The following is an 18,138-nucleotide window of genomic DNA, read 5'->3' on the forward strand; positions in this document are numbered from 1 at the left end:
CGGGCGCCGATGGTGCCGGGCAGCACTGCTGTAGCGCTACAGTCAATACGTGCGCGCTTAACGATAACGATTCTCGTTCTCGGGACTTGCTGCGACCACAAAGCCTCAATCACAGACACACGTCGACACATCTTCCCCGTCCGCAAGCGGGGGAGTGGAAAGCATCCATGCACCCCCACGTTCGCCGGCCCACCGCTGCCGCTGCCGTCACCACGGTTCTTGCCCTGCTCGCCTCCCTGCTCGTCACCTCACCCGCCGCCGCGAGCGAGCCGGCCGACGCCGCGACCGATTCGGCAGCCGAACTCACCCCCGTGCCCGCCGACGGTGCGACGCTGCTGGACCTGGTCTTCGACACCACCGTCGATACCACGGTCGATGCGCCACTGCGCCTGGGCATCCTGCCCGCGCCGACCGAACCGGGCAGCCCCGCCGCCGTGGTCGCCGTCGACCCGGCCGACACCCTGCTCGTCGTCGACGATACCTCGGCCGTGACCGGCCTCGTCAGCGCCGCGCACCTCGAACTTCCCGAGGGGTACACGGCCACGGGCGCGGCCGCCGTGAACCTGACCGGCGTGACCGGGCCAGAGGGGGCATCCGTTTCGGTGACGGATGCCACGGGCACCGTTCTGCTCGGCACCGCACCGCTGCCCACGGGCGACGCGGCCCCCGTGACCCTCGCGCTCGACGGCGCCACGGACCTGACCGGCCTGTGGGCGTTCAGCGCCCACGGCGACTACAGCATGACGCTCGACGCGGTACTTCCCGTCACCGACGCTGCCGGTGTTACCGGCTCCCTCGCGACGGCCGCCACGACCTATCAGTTCAGCGTCGGTGCGGCAGCGGATGCCGCTGCAGCTGCAGCTGCCACTGAGGCCGTAGCCGCAGCTGCCGCTGAGGCTGAGGCTGAGGCCGTAGCCGTAGCCGTAGCCGAGGCCGAGGCCGAAGCCACAATGGAGGCCGAGGTGGACGCCGCTGAATCAGCTACGGCCGCTGAATCGGCCCGAGCAGAGCCGACCGACGATCAGAAGGTGGCCGATGTCGCGACGGGCGATGACGCATCCGTCGCCGGTGGCAGCACGAGTGACAGCGGTGACGACGTCAGCGCGACGACCACTTACGCGTCCACGATGGCGTCCGCCGTCTCTGTCGACAGCTCAACCGAGACCGTGACGACCGAGCCACCCGTCGTTTTGTCGGCCGGGAACCTGGCCATCTCGCCGAAGCTCAGTGCCTCCGCGGCCGCCGAGGAGGGCGATTTTGACGGCGTGACGTTGGGAATTTCCGATCGCACCCGGGGCGTTTTCGTGCCGTCGGACTGGTACGGGCTCGACTCCGCGGTGATCCACCTCGGTAACGACGAGTTTGACGCCGACAGTGGCACCTGGGCGACCCCGTCTGTTGTTCCCGACCTGACCGGCTATACCCGCGGCGATGCTGCCCGCGTGGTTCTCGGACTCGACCAGGCCATCTCGGGGCGGTCGCACAACATCCCCTACACCTGGGACATGCCGCTGCTCAGCGGGACGGCGGTGCTCAGTGGCGTGACCGGTTCCGGCACCGCAGCCGCACCGGGAATCGTTCGGGTCACCGATGCGATGTCCGGGCAGCAGGTCTGGGACAGCAGCCGCTTCGGAGCCAGTGCGCAGACCACCGTCGTCGACTGGAACAAGGGCAGTCGGGCGCATTACTCGGGCTGGTCGTTCAGCGATGAGGGAAAGTACTGCGTCACCATGACGGTCGGCATCGTCTCGACGGCGAACGGCGTGAAGACGGCGACCGACACGTTCACCTTCTATGTGGGCGATCTGCCCGAGACGGTGGTGCCGTGCGCGCTCGACACCGACCTGCCCGACGTGATCGAAGAAGAGGAGGAGGAACCCGAGGCCGAAACGCACTTCATCCATGAGAATGGCCACATCGACTATCGGGTTCACCTTGTCGACGGCGAAATCGCCACCGCTATGAGTTTTAGCATCACGAGAGATCGCCTGTACGAACCTTTCGACAACATCGTCCTGGCCGGCACGAAGCCGGTGCAAACCGTGCCCGAACCGACGCAGACCACCGACCTGACCGGCATCGGCCCGGTCGGCACCGAGTATTGGCACTTTCCCACGTCGGGCGGCAGTGAAAACTGGGTCTGGCCCGGGTTCAACACCGAAGAAGTCGATGCCGACGCTGTTATCTCCCCCATCACGACCACGCTCACGGACTATTCCGTCAACGGGGTACGTCAGCCCGACGACGCCGATTTCGTCCTGCAGGGTGGATCGGCGGCACCGGTCCGGCGCGGTCCTCTGCTGCTCTCGACTCGGTTGGGCCTGCCGCAGTCCTTCGAACTCGGAGTGAATCAGCACACGCATCAGGAATGGGCCTTCACCGCTCAAGGGGTGTACTGCCTGAGCCTCACCTCGAGCGCCATCATGGCCGACGGGCACCGGTCGAGTGACGACGGAATACTCACGGTCGTCGTCGGTGACATCGACGCGTCGACCGTTGTGCCCTGTGAGCTGCAGAATCTCGACGTGGCGCCGGTTGTGCAGAAGAGCGCACCCGCGATCGACACGACGGATGTCTACCTCGCCACCGACGGCGACGTTCAGCTTGACCTCTTTGGAGATAACGGCCTTGACCTGGTGGCCAGCACGGCGAGCGACGCGATCGGTAGCCTCATGAACCGTCGCGCGGATGACCTCGTGATTTCTACCAGCAACTGGCGCCCAGAGGGTCTGTGGCGCCTGACCGGCCTGGGATCGACGCGGCTGGGACAGGCTGCAGGCCTGGATTTTCCCGGGATGACGCTGGATACGACCGGTGTGCTGCCGGACTCTCTTCTGTCGGACACCGCAGTGACCATGGCCCTCGGTGATGTCGCCGGTCCCGGGGACTTCAGCTTCATCAACTACGCCGATCGAAGCGCTGCGGCTCTGGACTCGGCCCCCGGCGGCCCCCGCAGCACGACGCTGTCGGCGATGTCCCGCGCGACCAAGGTCTGGTGGGACGTCACCGAAGCGGGCATCTACTGCGTGCCGCTGACCTTCTCGTCGACCTCGCTTGACGGCACCAGCAACAGCACCTCGACCACCCTCACCTTCGTGGCCGGCCGCCTCGACCCGGAGGACGCCGACTACGTCGACCGCACCGGCATCACGAGCTGCGCGAACGGCCAGCAGGCCACAACGGCCGACGACTCGGATGTTGACGGTTCGCCCGAGCAGACCCCGATCGAGTGGAACGTGGCCAACGGCACCCTGACCGACTCCGGCGCCGTGATCCTCAACGACGGTCACGTCGACATCGCCTCCGTCCTGGTGGATGGTTCGCTCGCGACCCAGATCAAGGACACGACCGAATCCAGCGACGCAATCTGGCGCGACCCCGCGCAGACGGTGCTGCAGGTGCTGCCCGGCGCGCAGACATCCGCTCCGGACAGCAGTGACTACGCCTTTCTCGGTGAGCCGGGTAACGCAGTCTGGCAGGTGACGCAGACCCAGCAGCAAGGCCTGCTGTGGCCCGGCTGGTCGACCGAGCAGATCGCGAACGCCGACACGCAGGTGGGCGTGGACTGGGCGCTGACGGATGCCTCCGGCCCTGGTGAATTCGCCCTCTATGAGGCGAGTTCCACCGTCATCGGCGGCGTCGACGTGCGCTTCAACACCCGCGACGGGCTGTCCAGTGCCGACAGCTATGTCATCCCGAAGAACACGCACGCCCACGGCACCTGGGCGTTCAGCGCCGAGGGCAGCTACTGCCTCGCCTTCACCCGGTCCACCACGCTGGCCGGCGGGGCATCCGCTTCAGACGACTTCGTGCTGGCCTTCGCGGTCGGCGAAGTCGACGTGACCGGCATCGACCCGGCCGACTGCTTCGCAGGCACTCCGAACACCGAGGACCCCGGCGCCGGCGAAGCCGACGACGGCAGCGAGGTCGACGCGGGCACCGGTTCCGGCGACACGGGCACCGGTGCGGGCACCGGTGCGGGCACCGGCACGACGGCCCCGACCACGCCCACCGTCACGGCACCGGCCTCGCAGACCCAGGCGGCGACCCAGTGTGTGGCCGGCGGCACGATTCTCTCGGCCGGTCACGTCGACTACGCCTCCCGGCTCGTGAACGGCCGGCTGCAGTCGCTCATCAAGGACGGCAGCACGCAGTCGACCGTTTGGCGGGAACCCTCGCAGGTGGTGCTGTGGCTCAAGCCGTCGTCGCGGGTGACCTTGCCGGCCGGGTACTCCTCGATCGGCACGGTCGGATCGAGCATCTGGCAGATCCCGCAGACCCAGAACACCAACCTGGTCTGGCTCGGCTGGAACACCGAATCCCTGAGCAGCGCTCAGGCCAGCGGCCCGGTGACCTTCTCGCTCGACGCCGTCGACGGCCCGGGCAGCGTGAACGTGTACCTGAACGGCGAGTTCGGTGGGGTGAAGTCGGTCGTCTTCGCGAACGGCGGTACCCACAGCGTCGACCTCGGTAAACACGTGCACGGCAACTGGGCATTCAGCGCCGAGGGCATCTACCACCTCACCTTCACCCAGTCGGTGACCCTCGCCAGCGGCCAGGTCAGCCGCGACACCGCGACGCTGACCGTGGCGGTCGGCGATGTCGACCCCGCGACCGCTTTCGCTGGCTCCGGCGGCTGCGGCGCGGTCTCCAACGCGGCGCTGCTCACATCAGACATCGAGGCAGCGGATGCCGCCGCCGCAGCCGCCGTCGAGGCCGCCGCCGCGGTCAAGGCCCTCGAAGACGCTGCGGTACTCGCCGCGGCGCAGGTCGAGGCAGAGGCGGTGGCCACGGAGGCCGCCGAGCGCAAGCTGGCCGCGACATCCGCCGACGCCATCGACGACGTGACCGGCGACCCGCTCGCCGCTCTCCGGGCCGGAAACCCGGTTCCCGCGCTGCTGCTCACGCTCGGCCTGTTGCTCGTGCTCGGCGCGGCCGCCGGGGGAATTCTCTGGCAGCGGAAGCGCGGCTGGGCTGCCCTGCCGACCAGCGCACGCGCCGACGACTGATGACGGGGACACGAATTCGACCGGCAGCGCGGGCCGCCGCGCTGCTGGTCGGGGCCGGCATACTCCTCGGCGGCAGCGGATGCGCGACCGCGACCGCTCCCGAATCCGATGCCGACCTGCAGGTGATCGCGACCACCGGCATTCTGCGGGACATCGCCGAGCATGTCGGCGGTGATCGGGTCAGTGTCACCTCGCTCGTACCCGACAGCGCCGACCCGCACACCTACGAACCTTCTCTGCGTGACGTGCGCAACGTGGTCACGGCCGACGTCGCCTTCAGCAACTACATGCTGCTCGAGGAGCACAGCATCATCAAAACCCTTGACGCGAACCTGCGGGAGGGGGTGCCGAACATCTCGCTCGCCGAAGGGGCCGTGAAGTATGCGGCCGAGATCATCCCGCTCGTCGAGAACGTGTCGCTCGACACCGTCTGGCTGGGCCTGCGGGCCGCCGGGGACGGCGCCCAGTACGGTGCGACGCGCTCCTCCGACGTTCTTGTCAGCGCGACCGCGGTGAGCGGGCCCGGCGACGTGTTCGGCTATCTCACCGGCACCTTCGGTGACCCCGAGGTCTACTTCGACTCGAGCGACGGCTTCGATCAGGCCACCGGGTACCGCGACGACACTGCCCGGCTGCCCGTCGACGCACACACCCACATGTCGTGGGTGTTCACCGAACCGGGGCGTTACGAGCTCACGCTCGAAGCCCGGTTACAGGCCGACCAGAACGCGAAACCGGTCGAACTGGCGACCGAGACGTTCACCTTCGCCGTGGGCATCAACCCGGGCGATGTCGCCGCGCCCGGCGCCACCATTCTGGATCTCGGCCACGCCGACTTCACGGCCAACCTCGACACCGACGAACTCTACGTTCAGTACGATGCCGAGGGTGGTGGCGAGGGAACGCAGACCGTCTACGCCGCCGACGCTGTCGTGATCGAGGTGCCGAGCAAGGCCATTGCCGAGATTCCCGCGGCACCACAGTTCGATTTTCTGGGCACGGCCGGGGCGCAGATCTACCAGCTGCCGCAGGCGGTGCTCGGCAAGCACGTGCACGGCGAGATCGACCCGCACCTGTGGCAGAACGTGCGTAACGTCATGGCCTACGCCGAGCTGATGCGCGACACCCTCACCGAGCAGGACCCGGACGGGGCCACGGTCTACCGCGACAACACCGATGCCTACCTCGCCGAACTCGACAAGCTCGACCGCTACCTGCTGGCCACGATCAATGAGATCCCCGCTGCCGATCGCCAGCTCGTCACCACCCACGACGCCTTCGCCTACCTGGCGGATGCCTACGGGCTCGACATCGCCGGATTCGTCACTCCGAATCCGGCGACCGAGCCGAGCCTGGCCGACCGGCGCAAGCTGACAGAGACGATCCGCAACCTCGGCGTGCCCGCGGTGTTTCTCGAACCCAACCTCGTTGCTCGGGCCTCGACCCTCACCGAGGTGGCCGGCGAGCAGGGCATCGAGGTCTGCACGATCTACGGCGACACCTTCGACGCCACGGTCACGAGTTACGTCGAGATGATGCAGTTCAACGCCGACAGCCTGCTGCGCTGCCTGGGCTGAACCCCGTACCGCGCGCATCCACTGCCCGCCACCGAAAAATCGATTCACGAGAAAGTTCAGGATTACCGTGTTCCACACCCCACAATTTCGTCGACTGCCGCTCGCGGCTGCGACCGTGCTGATGCTCGCCCTCGGGAGCTCCGCGGCGGCGGCCGCGCCCGCCGATCCGCTCGATCAGAGCATCGACTTCGGACAATCGGTGGCGACGGACACCGCCGTGCTAAGCGCCGGCCACATCGACCTCGGCCCGCGCATCATCGACGGCGAGTTCACTCTGCTGGTGCACGATGACGCCGCCAAAGCGGATGCGACCGCGCAGTCCGTCTGGCGCCAGCCCGAACAGACGGTCATCGCACTGACGGATGCCGCCCTGCTGCCCGTTCCGGGCGACCCCGCCTACGCATTTCTCGGAGTACCGGCTGGTGAATCGGTGTCGGTGATTCCGCAGACGCAGAATCCCGACGTCGCGTGGGTGGGCTGGAACACCCAGGACCCGGGCGTGATGGACGTCATCGACCGCGGCGTCACCCTGTCGCTCGCCGCGGTCGACGGACCCGGCGCCCTCGTCGTGTACCTGCAGTCGGGCACGTTCGGTGAGCCCGAGGTGCTGTGGGACTCCCGCAGCCCCGAACCGGCCTCGGTCTGGGTCGACGTGAATACGCACACCCACGCCAACTGGGTCTTCACCGAACCAGGCGTCTATCTGGCCCAGTTCCGTATCGACGCCGACCTCGTCGACGGCAGCACGGTCTCGGACACGCAGTCGCTGCGGTTCGCCGTCGGCGACGCCACCGACCCGCAGGCAGCGCTGGCTGCGACGCCGGTCGTCGCCGAAGCGGATGTCGCCGCCGGTTCCGCGGACGAGGCCGACTCGGCCGCCGATGCCGCCACCGAATCCGCTGCTGCAACGTCATCGACGACCGTGATTCTGGTCGCCGTGATCGCGTTCGTCGCCCTGCTGCTGATCGTGGGGTTGACCGTCGTGGTGCTGCGCGGCAACCGGGCCAAGCGACTGGCGCTGGCCGCCCGGGGCGACCGGTGACCGGCCTGACGCTGGCTGAGGAAGGTCAGGCACAGCGAACACGGGCCGACGACGCTCAGGCCCGGGCCGCGACCGATGCCGCCGTGCGGGTCGAGGGTGCGGCCGTCGACCTGGGTGGCCGGCTCGTGCTTGAGGACGTGCACCTGCGGGTCGCCCGCGGCGAGCTGGTCGGCCTGATCGGGCCGAACGGTGCCGGCAAGACGACCCTGCTGCGCTCGATCCTGGGATTGGTGCCCCTGGCCGCCGGCCGGGTGTTCATCAACGGCCAGTCGACTCGGGCCGGCCGCAACAACGTGGGCTACGTGCCGCAGCGGCATGAGTTTGCCTGGGACTTTCCGATCTCGGTCGAAGACGTCGTGATGAGCGGCCGCACCGGCGCCCTTGGCCTCTTTCGACGGCCCAGGCAGGCGGACTGGGCGGCGGTCGGGGACGCCCTCGACCGGGTACGCATGAACGACCTGCGGCAACGGCCGGTGGGGGAGCTTTCGGGCGGGCAACGCCAGCGCGTTCTCGTGGCCCGGGCGCTGGCCCTGCAGCCCTCCACCCTGCTGCTCGACGAGCCCTTCACCGGGCTCGACATGCCCACACAGGAACTGCTCTCCGAGCTGTTCGTGTCGCTCGCCCGCGATGACCGGGCGGTGCTGATGACGACGCATGACCTGGCATCCGCTCTCTACAGTTGCGACCGACTGGCGCTGCTGAACCGCACGGTCGTCGCCGCCGGGCGCCCGGACGAACTCACCGACGCCCGCGTCTGGATGGATTGTTTCGGCGTCGGCGCGACGAGCCCGCTGCTGCGAATTCTGGAGTTGCCCCGATGAGCCCGATCGACTTCTTTCTCGACCTGATCAATCCCGACCTGTCGTTTCTGCCCAAGGCGCTGCTGATCGCCGTCATGTCGTCAATCGTCTGCGGGGTCATCGGCACCTACGTCGTGCTGCGCGGGATGGCCTTCATCGGCGATGCCGTCGCGCACGCCGTGTTTCCCGGGCTTGCCGTCGCTTTCGTGATCAGCGGCAACCTGGTGCTCGGCGGCACCATCGCCGGGGTGCTGACCGCCGTGCTCGTGGCACTGTTCTCCCAGAATCGGCGCCTCAAGGAGGACTCGATCATCGGCGTGTTCTTCGTCGCCGCGTTCGCCCTCGGCATCGTCGTGATCTCGCAGGCCCCGGGATACGCCGGTTCGCTGCAGCAGTTTCTGTTCGGCTCGATCACCGGAATCCCCGACGAAGACCTGTACGTCGTCGGCGGCACGGGGCTGGCAATCTTGCTGATCGCGTTCCTGCTGCACAAGGAGCTCGTGGCGATCACCCTCGACCGCGAGATGGCCCGGTCGATGGGGGTGAAGGTGTTCTGGCTCGATATCGTGCTCTACGTGCTCGTGACCCTGGCCGTGGTGATTTCGGTGCAGACGATCGGCAACATCCTGGTGCTCGCGCTGCTCATCACGCCGGCCGCCGCCGCGCGGCTGCTGACCGACCGGCTCGGCGTCATGATGCTGATCGCTCCGGTGATCGGCGCGGTCGCTGCTCTCGTGGGTCTGTACATTTCGTGGTCCTGGGATTTGCCGACCGGCGGCACCATCGTGCTCGTGCTGACCGCGGCTTTTCTTCTGGCCTGGGTCTTCGCCCCGCGTCACGGTGTGCTCGCCCGGCGCCGCCCGCGGTCCGCCGCCATCCCGGCGCGTTCGGCGCGTCTCACCGCGCCCGCAGGTGCGGCCGAAAAGTCACCCACGTTCGCGGCGCGCTGAACACCCCCGCGGGCCGCGGGTGGTGCGGTGCTGCGAGGGTGCGGTGCTGCGAGGGTGCGGTGCTGCGAGGTGCTGTGCTGCGCGGTGCCGGTCAGAGGGTGTCGTCGAGTGCCACGGCGGTGCCGCGGTGTTCCACGCCGGAGTTCGCGATGCGCAGGTGCCGCTGGGTGTAGCCGTGCAATTGCGTGACCTGGCCCCGGGTGAGCCGGTCACAGATCCAGTCCCAGTGCAGCGACACCGTGTCGCCGACCGCGAGATCGGCCACGAATCCGGTGCCCGCGACGGCGTGTCTCGCGGTCTCCACCGTCGATCCGCTGAGCGTCAGGGAGATTCCGTCCCAGGCGAGGTGGCGAGTGCGAACCACGGCCTCATCACCGATGATCTCAACGATTTCGCCCCAGCGGATGCGGCAGCCATCGAGCACGGTCAGCGCTGTGCCCGAGCGTCGGTCGTCGCGCAGCAGGCCGAGCCACGGGTACACCTCAAAGACATGAAAGCTGTGGTTCGGAACCCCGCCGGCCAACACTCCCTCCATCAAGTGGGAAAACTGATGCCCGGTGCGGGCCCGAAACCGGTTCTCCATGGAGTTGCCGATATTGGTGATGCCGACCCGTTCGAGCAGCGGGCTGCCAACCCAGTACGCCTCCACGACCCGGTAGTCGAGGGGATCCCGAATGCCGGTCGCCGTCGAGATCAACTCGAGGTAGGGCCATGCGCCGGCGAAACCCTTCGCGAGTTCGCGCAGCCCGGCATCCGTCACCCCGGCCTGGCCGTAGTGCAGCAGGGCATCGCTGTCGGGTGGACCGCAGCTGCCGCGCGCGTTGGGGGGATAGGCGTAGCGCACGAAGAGTTGGGCGCCGTCGAGAATCGGGGTGGCACGAATCATGCTGGCACGGTAGCACCGCGCACCGCACCCTTCAATGAGCGGATGCTCTTCACCCCCGGCCGGTCAGCACCGCCGCTCCGGCCTCGACGCGGTCGGCGGGGGCCAGCTCGTGAGCGACGGCGGTCATGACCCCACGGAGACCATTCAGGCGCTCGCCTATCTCACCGCAGACCTACCCCCGCAGGGACGCAGCGATACGGTCTGACCGAAGCGGCTAGCGGCGGCGTGAACTCTCGAGTTGCCGAGCGCAGTCGATGCACAGTTCGGAAGCCGGCCGGTATTCGAGGCGTTCCTGCCCGATGCGTTCGCCGCCGCGGCTGCAGAAGCCGTAGCTTCCGTCGGCTACCCGCGCGAGGGCGCGGTCGATGGCGTCGAGTTCGGTCGCGAACTCGCCCTGAAACTTCGACATGCGCGACCACTCGGTGCGCAGCGATGACGCTTCGGCGTCGTGGGCGCCATCCGTCGACCCGTCGCTGCGCGCACCCTGCACCCCGGCGAAGGTATCGGCCAGGCCCTGGATCTTGTCGGTGATCTCGGTGCGATGCTCGGTCAGCAGCAGGTCGAAGGCGTGAAGTTCGTCAGGCGTGAGCGGATTCGAAGGCATTAGTCCATGGTGTCACGCTGCTGGCCGGTGTGAGAGTACCGGGCGAGGTTAGATCAGACCGCGCAGAAACTCGTCGATGCCGACTCCGGCGCGGGCGGCACGCTGCTGCAGGCGAGTCAGCTCGAGCGGCGAGAGCGTCACGGTGACCGTGCTGAGGTCGTCGTCGCTCTCGTTGAAGTCGGGCCCGTCGAAGTCGAACAGGCCAGGATGCGCGGGCGCAGCGGGCGCTGTTGCGGCGCGCGGGTTCGGCGGGGTGGCGACGGTTGCGGCGGCCCGGGTGGGGACATCCGTTTGCGCAGCAGCAGCAGCAGCAGCGCCGCCGCGGGTGTACCCGGGGCCCGTTGCCGGGGCGCGGCCGCGCTGGAACGCCTCGGCGGCGGTGCGGGCACGAATGTCGGCGGCCTCATTGAGCGGATGTCCCACGTGCCCCTTGACCCACTCGAAGCGGAACCGGCGGCCGACGAGGGCCTCATCGATCTCTGTCAGCAGGTCGAGGTTCATGACCGGTTTGCCGTCACCCTTGCGCCAGCCCTTGGCCTTCCAGCCCTTCATCCACTTCGTGACGGAGTTGATCACGTACTGGCTGTCGCACAGTACGAGCAGGTCGTCGTCGAGGTGCGCCGTTGCCCGGAACAGCTCGAGCACGGCCTTGAGCTCGCCCTGGTTGTTGGTCGCATGCTTCCAGCCGCCGGCACCCCAGTTGGCGTCGTCGACATACCAGGCCCAACCGGCCGGCCCGGGGTTTCCCAGCGCGGATCCGTCGGCGGCAGCAGTAATCGTCATCCCTCCAGTCTGCCAGCGCCCGCGCCGGGTCGTGACCGGCGCCTGAGGGTTCGGTGCGAGTCTGGTTTGCAGCGGATGAATGCGCTTACGCTCAGGGGACGGCAGCGTGAGCCTTCGTCACTTCTTCTCATTCCCGAAGCAGGCGGGGTTCATGCGTCCCGGCGGTCCCGGTGCAGAGCTGCACCCGCGGTGGGTCATCCCACCGCCTCAACCCCCGCCCGCACGTCTTCGGACGGCCGGAACTCCCACGCAGCGCCGCCTTCGGCCTGTGCAGATGACGGCGGCGCGCGTGGCGCCCGCCGCGAGAGGCTCCACCCATGTCCCCCCACATTTCTCCTGCATTCCTGACGCGGCTCACGGCGCTCGCCGCGGCCGCGCTGCTCGCCACCGGCCTCAGCGTCGCCACGACGGCGGCCGCATCCGACACGGAGGCCGACGTCGAGGCCGGCGCCGCGGCATCCGTCAGCGTCGCCGTTACGGCACCCGCCGCGCCCACCGTCGACGGCACCGCGATCTCGCCGGCCGGCGCCAACGACTGGTCGTGCGTGCCGACGGCCGAGCACCCGTACCCGGTGGTGCTCGTTCCGGGAACCTTCGAGACGTCGGTCAAGAACTGGTCGACGCTCTCGCCCGTGCTGAAGGACGCCGGCTACTGCGTCTACGCGCTCGACTACGGCGAGGCGAACGGTATCGCCGCGTCGGGACCGATCCGCGAGTCGGCCGCCGAGCTGGCGACCTTCGTGAACGAGGTGAGAGAGGCATCCGGTGCCGCCCAGGTCGATCTCGTCGGTCACAGCCAGGGCGGCATGATGCCGCGCTACTATATGGGCTTTCTCGGGGGAGCGGCCGCCGTGCACAGCCTCGTGGGCATCGCGCCCTCCAACCACGGCACCGAGGGCGTGCTGACGCCGACTCCCGACCAAGTGCCCGCCGACATGGGCGGCCTCGAGCCGGTGTGTGCGGCCTGCTCAGACCAGGCTGCGGGCTCCGAGTTTCTCACCGAGTTGAACTCGATCGGTGACCTCGTCGCCGTACAGTCTGGCGGCGGCCCCTTCTACACGGTGATCTCCACGGTCAACGACGAGGTCGTCACGCCGTATCAGAGCCAGTTCCTCGCCGGTCCGGCCGAGCGGGTGACGAACATCACCATTCAGGACCTGTGCCCGCTTGATCCGATCGAGCACGACCAGGCCCCGAACGACCCGGTCGTGCATCAGCTCGTGCTGAATGCCCTCGTGCAGCCGGCCGGCCCCGCCGACCCCGCGTTCCAGCCCGCCTGCCTGTAATCCCCGGGTGAGATCACCACGGTAGCTGCCCCACACTCGCGAAGGGGCATTTTCTGGCATCTCGTGAGCGAGAAGCCACAATCGGCCCCGTGGCGCGGGGCGTACCCTCACGAGACGCCAAAAATGGCCCCTTGAATTCGATTCAAGGGGCCATTTTTGGCGTCTCGCGGAGCCAGAGAGCTGGGCAAGGGGCATTTTCTGGCATCTCGTGAGCGAGAAGCCACAATCGGCCCCGTGGGCTCGCGCTCGGTCGCACCCGAACCTTGTTCGCTCCCGGAATAGTGCCCGGGGCCACCACCACGAGAGCGGATGCCCCGGACCGGGCCGCCCGAATGTGACGAACAGATGACAGCGCCCCAACACGCATCCCTCGCCCGTGTGATCATCTAGTGACCGAACGGTAATCGCGGCCATGGCTCGCGGAAACACGCTCTCTGTAGCGTCTTCCATAAGCCAATAGGACACCAACCCCTGAGGGAGCCCCGCGATGTCATCAACCGTCGAGTCTGCAGCACTGAACTCAGCCCCCCTGAGTCCGCCGTCCGTCGGCACCACCGACGCTCCCTCCTCCGTTCTCGTGCACCGCCCCGGGCGCTGGATCGACAACTGGAACCCCGAGAACAAGCAGCAGTGGGAGAACGGCGGCAAGCTCATCGCCGCCCGCAACCTCAAGTGGTCGATCTTCGCCGAGTTCCTCGGCTTCGTGGTCTGGCAGCTCTGGAGCATCGTCGTCGTGTCGCTGCCCGCCGCGGGCTTCACATTCACCACCGCCGAGGTGTTCTGGCTCATCTCGATGCCGAGCCTCGTCGGTGCCACCCTGCGGTTCCCCTATACCTTCCTGGTGCCGAAGTTCGGTGGCCGCAACTGGACCATCATCAGCGCCGGCCTGCTGCTGATCCCCTCGATCGCCCTCGCAATCTGTGTCGGCAACCCCGACACCCCGTTCGGCGTGATGCTCTTCGTCGCCGCGCTCGCCGGCTTCGGCGGCGGCAACTTCGCCAGCTCGATGTCGAACATCACCTACTTCTACCCGCAGAGCCAGAAGGGCTACGCCCTCGGCCTGAACGCCGCCGGCGGCAACCTCGGCGCCTCGATGGCCCAGCTGATCGTGCCGATCGTCATCACCCTCGGCGCCGTCGGCACCTTGAACATCACGTTGGCCGGCTGGTTCTGGGTTCCCTTCATCGTGCTCGCCATGTGGGGCGCCTGGAAGTACATGGACAACCTGTCCAACGCCAAGGCCGACTTCGCCGGCTCGCTCGCTGCCCTCAAGGAGCCGCACCTGTGGATTCTCGCCGTGCTCTACATCGGCACCTTCGGCTCATTCATCGGCTTCGCAAGCGTCTTCCCGAAGCTCATCGCCGACCAGTTCCCCGAGTACTCCACCTTTCAGGTCGCCAGCGCGTCGCTGTCCCTCGCCTTCATCGGCGCTCTCGTCGGATCGTTGGCCCGCCCGATGGGCGGCAAGCTTGCGGACCGCTTCGGCGGGGCATCCGTCACGGTTGTCGCGTTCGGCGTGATGGCCGTCGGCGCCCTGATCGTCACCCTGGTGCTGCCGCTCGGTAACTTCTGGGCGTTCCTCGGCAGCTTCGTGCTGATCTTCGTCGCGACGGGAATCGGCAACGGCTCGACGTACCGCATGATTCCGAGCGTGTTCTCGGCCCGCAGCGGGGTCGCCAACGCCCACCACAACAGCGGCGACGTGAACACCCAGCGCAAGACCGCCGCCGCCCTCGGCCTGATCTCGGCGATCGGCGCCTACGGTGGATTCATCATTCCGCAGGTGCTCGGCTACTCCAAGACCACGACCGGCGATTACACGAGCGCGATCTACGGCTTCGCGGTGGCCTACCTGGTCATGATGGGCGTCACCGCGTTCGTCTACATGCGCCGCGGCTCCTCCGTTGCCGGGCAGAAGATCTAGCTCGACGGCTGCACCCGTTTCATCGCCTGACCCGTTCACGAGAAGGAGCACGACCCCGTGACTGCCCCCGCCGCATCCGTCGCCCCCGTCGGAGAGACCGCCACCCATTGCCCGTACTGCGCCCTGCAGTGCGCGATGACGCTGACGGCGACCCCGGTGACGGATGCCGCGGTCGCGGCCCCGCAGGCCCCGGTCACCGTGAGTGGCCGCGCGTTTCCCACAAACCGTGGGGGCCTGTGCAAGAAGGGCTGGACGAGCGCCGAACTGCTCGCCTCGCCCGAGCGGATTCTCGAACCGATGCTCAAGCAGGCCGATGGCAGCTTCGCCCCGGCGTCCTGGGACGACGCCCTCGACCTCGTCGCCGAGAAGCTGCGCAGCACCCGCGCAGAGCACGGCGCCGATGCGGTCGGCGTCTTCGGCGGCGGGGGACTGACCAACGAGAAGGCCTACCAGCTGGGCAAGTTCACCCGGGTCGCCCTCGGCTCGAGCCGCATCGACTACAACGGCCGGTTCTGCATGTCGAGTGCCGCGGCGGCCGGCAACCGGGCGTTCGGCCTCGATCGCGGGCTGCCGTTCCCGGTCGATGCGCTCGACGCGGCGGCCACGATTCTGATTCTCGGCTCGAACGTGGCGCAGACCATGCCGCCCTTCATCGGCCACCTCGAGGGCGCCCGGCAGGCCGGCGGCCTCATCGTCGTCGACCCGCGCCGCACCGCGACGGCCCGGTTGACCGAGGACGGTGCCGGCATGCACGTGCAGCCGACCCCCGGCAGCGACCTCGTGCTGCTGCTCGGCCTGACCCACATCGTGATCGCCGACAAGCTCGCCGACCGCGACTACCTCGACTCCCGCACCACCGGCTTCGAGGCCCTGCGGCGCAGCGTCAGCGCCTGGTGGCCCGAGCGCGTGCAGCAGAAAACCGGGGTTCCGGTCTGGCAGCTGCGCGACCTGGCCCGCCGACTTGCCGCCGGCCGGGCCAGCGGCGTTGGCACCTACATTCTTACCGGCCGCGGCGTCGAACAGCACGCCGACGGCACCGATACCGCGACCGCCGCCATCAACCTGAGCCTCGTGCTCGGCCTCGTCGGCACCAGCCACTCCGGCTACGGCACCCTCACCGGGCAGGGTAACGGCCAGGGCGGGCGCGAACACGGCCAGAAGTGTGACCAGCTGCCCGGCTACCGCAAGATCGCCGACCCGGCCGATCGCGCCCACGTTGCCGGCGTCTGGGGCGTCGACCCCGATACCCTCCCCGGCGTCGGGCTGCCGGCCGTGCAGCTGCTGCAGTCCCTCGGCCAGCCCGGGGGAGTGCGCACCCTGCTCGTGCACGCCGCGAACGTGGTCGTGTCCGCCCCGAACGCCGGCGCCGTGCGCGAGGGCCTCGCCGCCCTCGACTTTCTCGTCGTCTGCGACTTCTTCTTCTCCGAGACCGCGTCCCTCGCGAACGTGGTGCTGCCCGTCACCCAGTGGGCCGAGGAGGAGGGGACTGTGACCACCCTCGAGGGCCGCGTCATCCGTCGCCGCAAAGCCCTCGACGCGCCCGCCGGAGTGCGCAGCGAACTGTGGATTCTGCAGCAGCTCGCCGAGCGCCTGAACGCGCCGTCCACCTGGAGCGCCGTGCCGGCCGAGGTCTTCGACGAGCTGGGCCGCGCGACCGCGGGGGCGCTCGCCGACTACTCGGGCCTCAGCCACGCCCTGCTCGACACCGACGTGCCTGCCTTCTGGCCGTTTCCGATCGGCTCGGCGGGCACTCCGCGCCTGTTCCAGGAGCGCTTCGCGCACGCCGACGGCCGCGCCCACATCGTCGCCGTGCGTCCGGTCACGACGGATGCCACGGCCCAGCTCGATGGGAACATCACCCTGGTCACGGGTCGCCTGCTCGAGCACTACCAGTCGGGCGCGCAGACCCGCCGGGTGCCGGAGCTGCTCACCGCCCAGCCGGCCGCACGCCTGCAGGTGCATCCGGCGACGGCCGAGCTGCTGTCGATCGTCGACGGCGGCTGGGTCGAGGTCGCCAACGACCGCGGAACCGTGCGCTGCCGGGCGCAGGTGACCACCGACATCCGCCTGGACACCGTGTTTCTGCCGTTCCACTTCGCCGGCGAGGGCCGGGCGAATTCGCTCACGAGTGACGCGACCGACCCCATCTCGGGCATGCCCGAATTCAAGAAAACGACGGTGCGCGTGCGTGCGCTGCAGGAAGCGGGCGCCCTTGTCTGATCTCACCAACAATGGCCGCCGGACCACCCCGGAACGCATCGTGCTCGTGGGCTACGGCCCGGTCGGCGCGCGTTTCGTCGAGGAGCTGCTGCCGAGCGTGCGCACCGGGCGGGTGCAGTTGACCGTTGTCGGCGCGGAAACCGCCGAGGCCTACAACCGCGTGCTGATCGCCGAATACGCCGTCGGCCACGCGGAACGCGAGTCGCTCGAGATCACCGACACCGATGCCGCCCGGCAAGCCGGGGTGCGCATCCGCACCGCCGTGAGCGTGACGGCCATCAACCGCTCCCGCCGCACGGTCACGCTCAGCGACGAGACGTTTCTGCCCTACGACCGGCTCGTGCTGGCCACCGGCGCCCGCGCGAACGTGCCGACCCTCGACGGCGTCAAGCGGCTGCGCCGCGAGCACCTGGTGCCCACGGATGCCGCCGCCCTCGACTGGGCCGGCTCCCCCCTCCCGCGCGGGGTCACCGTGCTGCGCGACCTGGCCGATGCCGAAACGGTGCTCGAGGCCGTGCAGGCCGGCAAACGCATCGTTGTGCTCGGCGCCGGCGTGCTCGGCATGGAGATCGCCCTCGCCGCCGCTCGGGCCGGCGCGGAGGCCTGTGTCGTCTACCACGGCGAGATCCCGATGGCCCGCAACCTCGACCGCGGCGGCGGCACCGTGCTCGCCCGCAGCGCTCGCCGCGCCGGCGTCAGCATGGTCAACCATTCCCGCGCCGAGAGCCTGCTGTTTCACATCGACGACGACGGCGTAGAACGCTTCGACGCCCTGATTTGCGCCGACGGCAAGCAGATCGGCGGCGACCTGCTGCTGCTCTCGTGCGGTGTCGGCGCCCGCACCGAACTCGCGCAGCTCGCCGGGCTGCCGGTGTCGACCGGAATCCTCGTCGATGAGTCGCTCGTCAGTTGGGGCGACCCCTTCATTTACGCGATCGGGGACTGCGCCCACGTCGCTGCCCGGCCGCTGCCCGGCGCCGGCGCCGCGGCGTCCCGGCCGAGCGGAGGCCCCTCGGGCCTCATCGGGCCGGGCTGGCGGCAGGCCGACTGGCTCGCC

The 18,138-nt window shown here is 68.7% G+C and carries 13 protein-coding genes; 10 read left to right on the plus strand and 3 right to left on the minus strand.

The window, feature by feature from the left end; translation table 11 throughout:
- Window positions 1-167 precede the first annotated feature (167 nt).
- The 5 genes from E3T55_RS02825 to E3T55_RS02845 all read left to right on the plus strand — a co-directional run bounded on the left by E3T55_RS02825 (window position 168) and on the right by E3T55_RS02845 (window position 9,378).
- Complete coding sequence (locus tag E3T55_RS02825) at window positions 168-5,009, plus strand: TIGR03773 family transporter-associated surface protein (RefSeq protein ID WP_134518053.1); 4,842 nt, start codon at window positions 168-170, stop codon at window positions 5,007-5,009.
- Window positions 5,009-6,586 (plus strand): anchored repeat ABC transporter, substrate-binding protein, encoded by a 1,578-nt coding sequence (locus E3T55_RS02830; RefSeq protein ID WP_134518054.1) that lies wholly within the window; start codon window positions 5,009-5,011, stop codon window positions 6,584-6,586. The genes E3T55_RS02825 and E3T55_RS02830 overlap by 1 nt, the downstream gene beginning before the upstream one ends.
- A gap of 67 nt (window positions 6,587-6,653) precedes the next feature.
- A complete protein-coding gene (locus tag E3T55_RS02835) occupies window positions 6,654-7,628 on the plus strand; it encodes a choice-of-anchor M domain-containing protein (protein ID WP_241992816.1) in 975 nt (324 codons plus the stop codon).
- Complete coding sequence (locus tag E3T55_RS02840) at window positions 7,625-8,449, plus strand: anchored repeat-type ABC transporter ATP-binding subunit (protein WP_241992817.1); 825 nt, start codon at window positions 7,625-7,627, stop codon at window positions 8,447-8,449. Before E3T55_RS02835 ends, E3T55_RS02840 begins: the two co-directional genes overlap by 4 nt.
- Complete coding sequence (locus E3T55_RS02845; RefSeq protein ID WP_134518055.1) at window positions 8,446-9,378, plus strand: anchored repeat-type ABC transporter permease subunit; 933 nt, start codon at window positions 8,446-8,448, stop codon at window positions 9,376-9,378. The genes E3T55_RS02840 and E3T55_RS02845 overlap by 4 nt, the downstream gene beginning before the upstream one ends.
- Window positions 9,379-9,469: 91 nt before the next feature.
- Here E3T55_RS02845 and E3T55_RS02850 read toward each other — a convergent pair whose 3' ends face one another.
- Window positions 9,470-10,264, minus strand: coding sequence for a DUF6390 family protein (locus E3T55_RS02850; RefSeq protein ID WP_134518056.1), 795 nt, complete (start codon window positions 10,262-10,264; stop codon window positions 9,470-9,472).
- A gap of 34 nt (window positions 10,265-10,298) precedes the next feature.
- Between E3T55_RS02850 and E3T55_RS20165 the strand changes: the two genes are divergently transcribed.
- Window positions 10,299-10,469, plus strand: a complete 171-nt coding sequence (locus tag E3T55_RS20165) for a hypothetical protein (protein WP_166791652.1) — start codon at window positions 10,299-10,301, stop codon at window positions 10,467-10,469.
- Window positions 10,470-10,478: 9 nt separating this feature from the next.
- On the opposite strand, the gene E3T55_RS02855 is transcribed toward E3T55_RS20165, so the two are convergent.
- Together E3T55_RS02855 and E3T55_RS02860 are read right to left on the minus strand one after the other, a co-directional pair.
- The gene (locus tag E3T55_RS02855; RefSeq protein WP_134518057.1) at window positions 10,479-10,868 is read right to left on the minus strand and encodes a TraR/DksA family transcriptional regulator; all 390 of its coding nucleotides are present in this window, start codon (window positions 10,866-10,868) and stop codon (window positions 10,479-10,481) included.
- Between the two features lie 48 nt (window positions 10,869-10,916).
- Window positions 10,917-11,651: an RNase H family protein gene (locus E3T55_RS02860; protein ID WP_134518058.1), complete on the minus strand. Its 735-nt coding sequence runs from the start codon at window positions 11,649-11,651 to the stop codon at window positions 10,917-10,919.
- 317 nt (window positions 11,652-11,968) lie between these two features.
- Here E3T55_RS02860 and E3T55_RS02865 point away from each other — a divergent pair, with 317 nt between their 5' ends.
- The 4 genes from E3T55_RS02865 to E3T55_RS02880 form a co-directional block, all read left to right on the plus strand.
- Window positions 11,969-12,937 carry a lipase family alpha/beta hydrolase gene (locus E3T55_RS02865; RefSeq protein WP_134518059.1) on the plus strand — a complete coding sequence of 323 codons (969 nt, stop codon included), beginning with the start codon at window positions 11,969-11,971 and terminating at the stop codon, window positions 12,935-12,937.
- A 487-nt stretch (window positions 12,938-13,424) separates the two neighbouring features.
- Window positions 13,425-14,861 (plus strand): MFS transporter, encoded by a 1,437-nt coding sequence (locus E3T55_RS02870; protein ID WP_134518060.1) that lies wholly within the window; start codon window positions 13,425-13,427, stop codon window positions 14,859-14,861.
- Between the two features lie 57 nt (window positions 14,862-14,918).
- Window positions 14,919-17,081, plus strand: coding sequence for a molybdopterin oxidoreductase family protein (locus E3T55_RS02875; RefSeq protein ID WP_255455372.1), 2,163 nt, complete (start codon window positions 14,919-14,921; stop codon window positions 17,079-17,081).
- Window positions 17,074-18,138: NAD(P)/FAD-dependent oxidoreductase (locus E3T55_RS02880; protein WP_134518061.1), on the plus strand; the 1,065-nt coding region annotated here is incomplete at its 3' end. The genes E3T55_RS02875 and E3T55_RS02880, both read left to right, overlap by 8 nt.

The sequence above is a fragment of the Cryobacterium frigoriphilum genome (genome assembly GCF_004403305.1).
GTDB classification, from domain to species: Bacteria; Actinomycetota; Actinomycetes; order Actinomycetales; family Microbacteriaceae; genus Cryobacterium; species Cryobacterium frigoriphilum.

Coding starts and splice junctions, on each gene's coding strand:
- E3T55_RS02860 (WP_134518058.1), bottom strand. CDS start 11,651: ATGACGATTACTGCTGCCGCCGACGGATCCGCGCTGGGAAACCCCGGG.
- E3T55_RS02855 (WP_134518057.1), bottom strand. CDS start 10,868: ATGCCTTCGAATCCGCTCACGCCTGACGAACTTCACGCCTTCGACCTG.
- E3T55_RS02845 (WP_134518055.1), top strand. CDS start 8,446: ATGAGCCCGATCGACTTCTTTCTCGACCTGATCAATCCCGACCTGTCG.
- E3T55_RS02830 (WP_134518054.1), top strand. CDS start 5,009: ATGACGGGGACACGAATTCGACCGGCAGCGCGGGCCGCCGCGCTGCTG.
- E3T55_RS02825 (WP_134518053.1), top strand. CDS start 168: ATGCACCCCCACGTTCGCCGGCCCACCGCTGCCGCTGCCGTCACCACG.
- E3T55_RS02850 (WP_134518056.1), bottom strand. CDS start 10,264: ATGATTCGTGCCACCCCGATTCTCGACGGCGCCCAACTCTTCGTGCGC.
- E3T55_RS02865 (WP_134518059.1), top strand. CDS start 11,969: ATGTCCCCCCACATTTCTCCTGCATTCCTGACGCGGCTCACGGCGCTC.
- E3T55_RS02870 (WP_134518060.1), top strand. CDS start 13,425: ATGTCATCAACCGTCGAGTCTGCAGCACTGAACTCAGCCCCCCTGAGT.
- E3T55_RS20165 (WP_166791652.1), top strand. CDS start 10,299: ATGAGCGGATGCTCTTCACCCCCGGCCGGTCAGCACCGCCGCTCCGGC.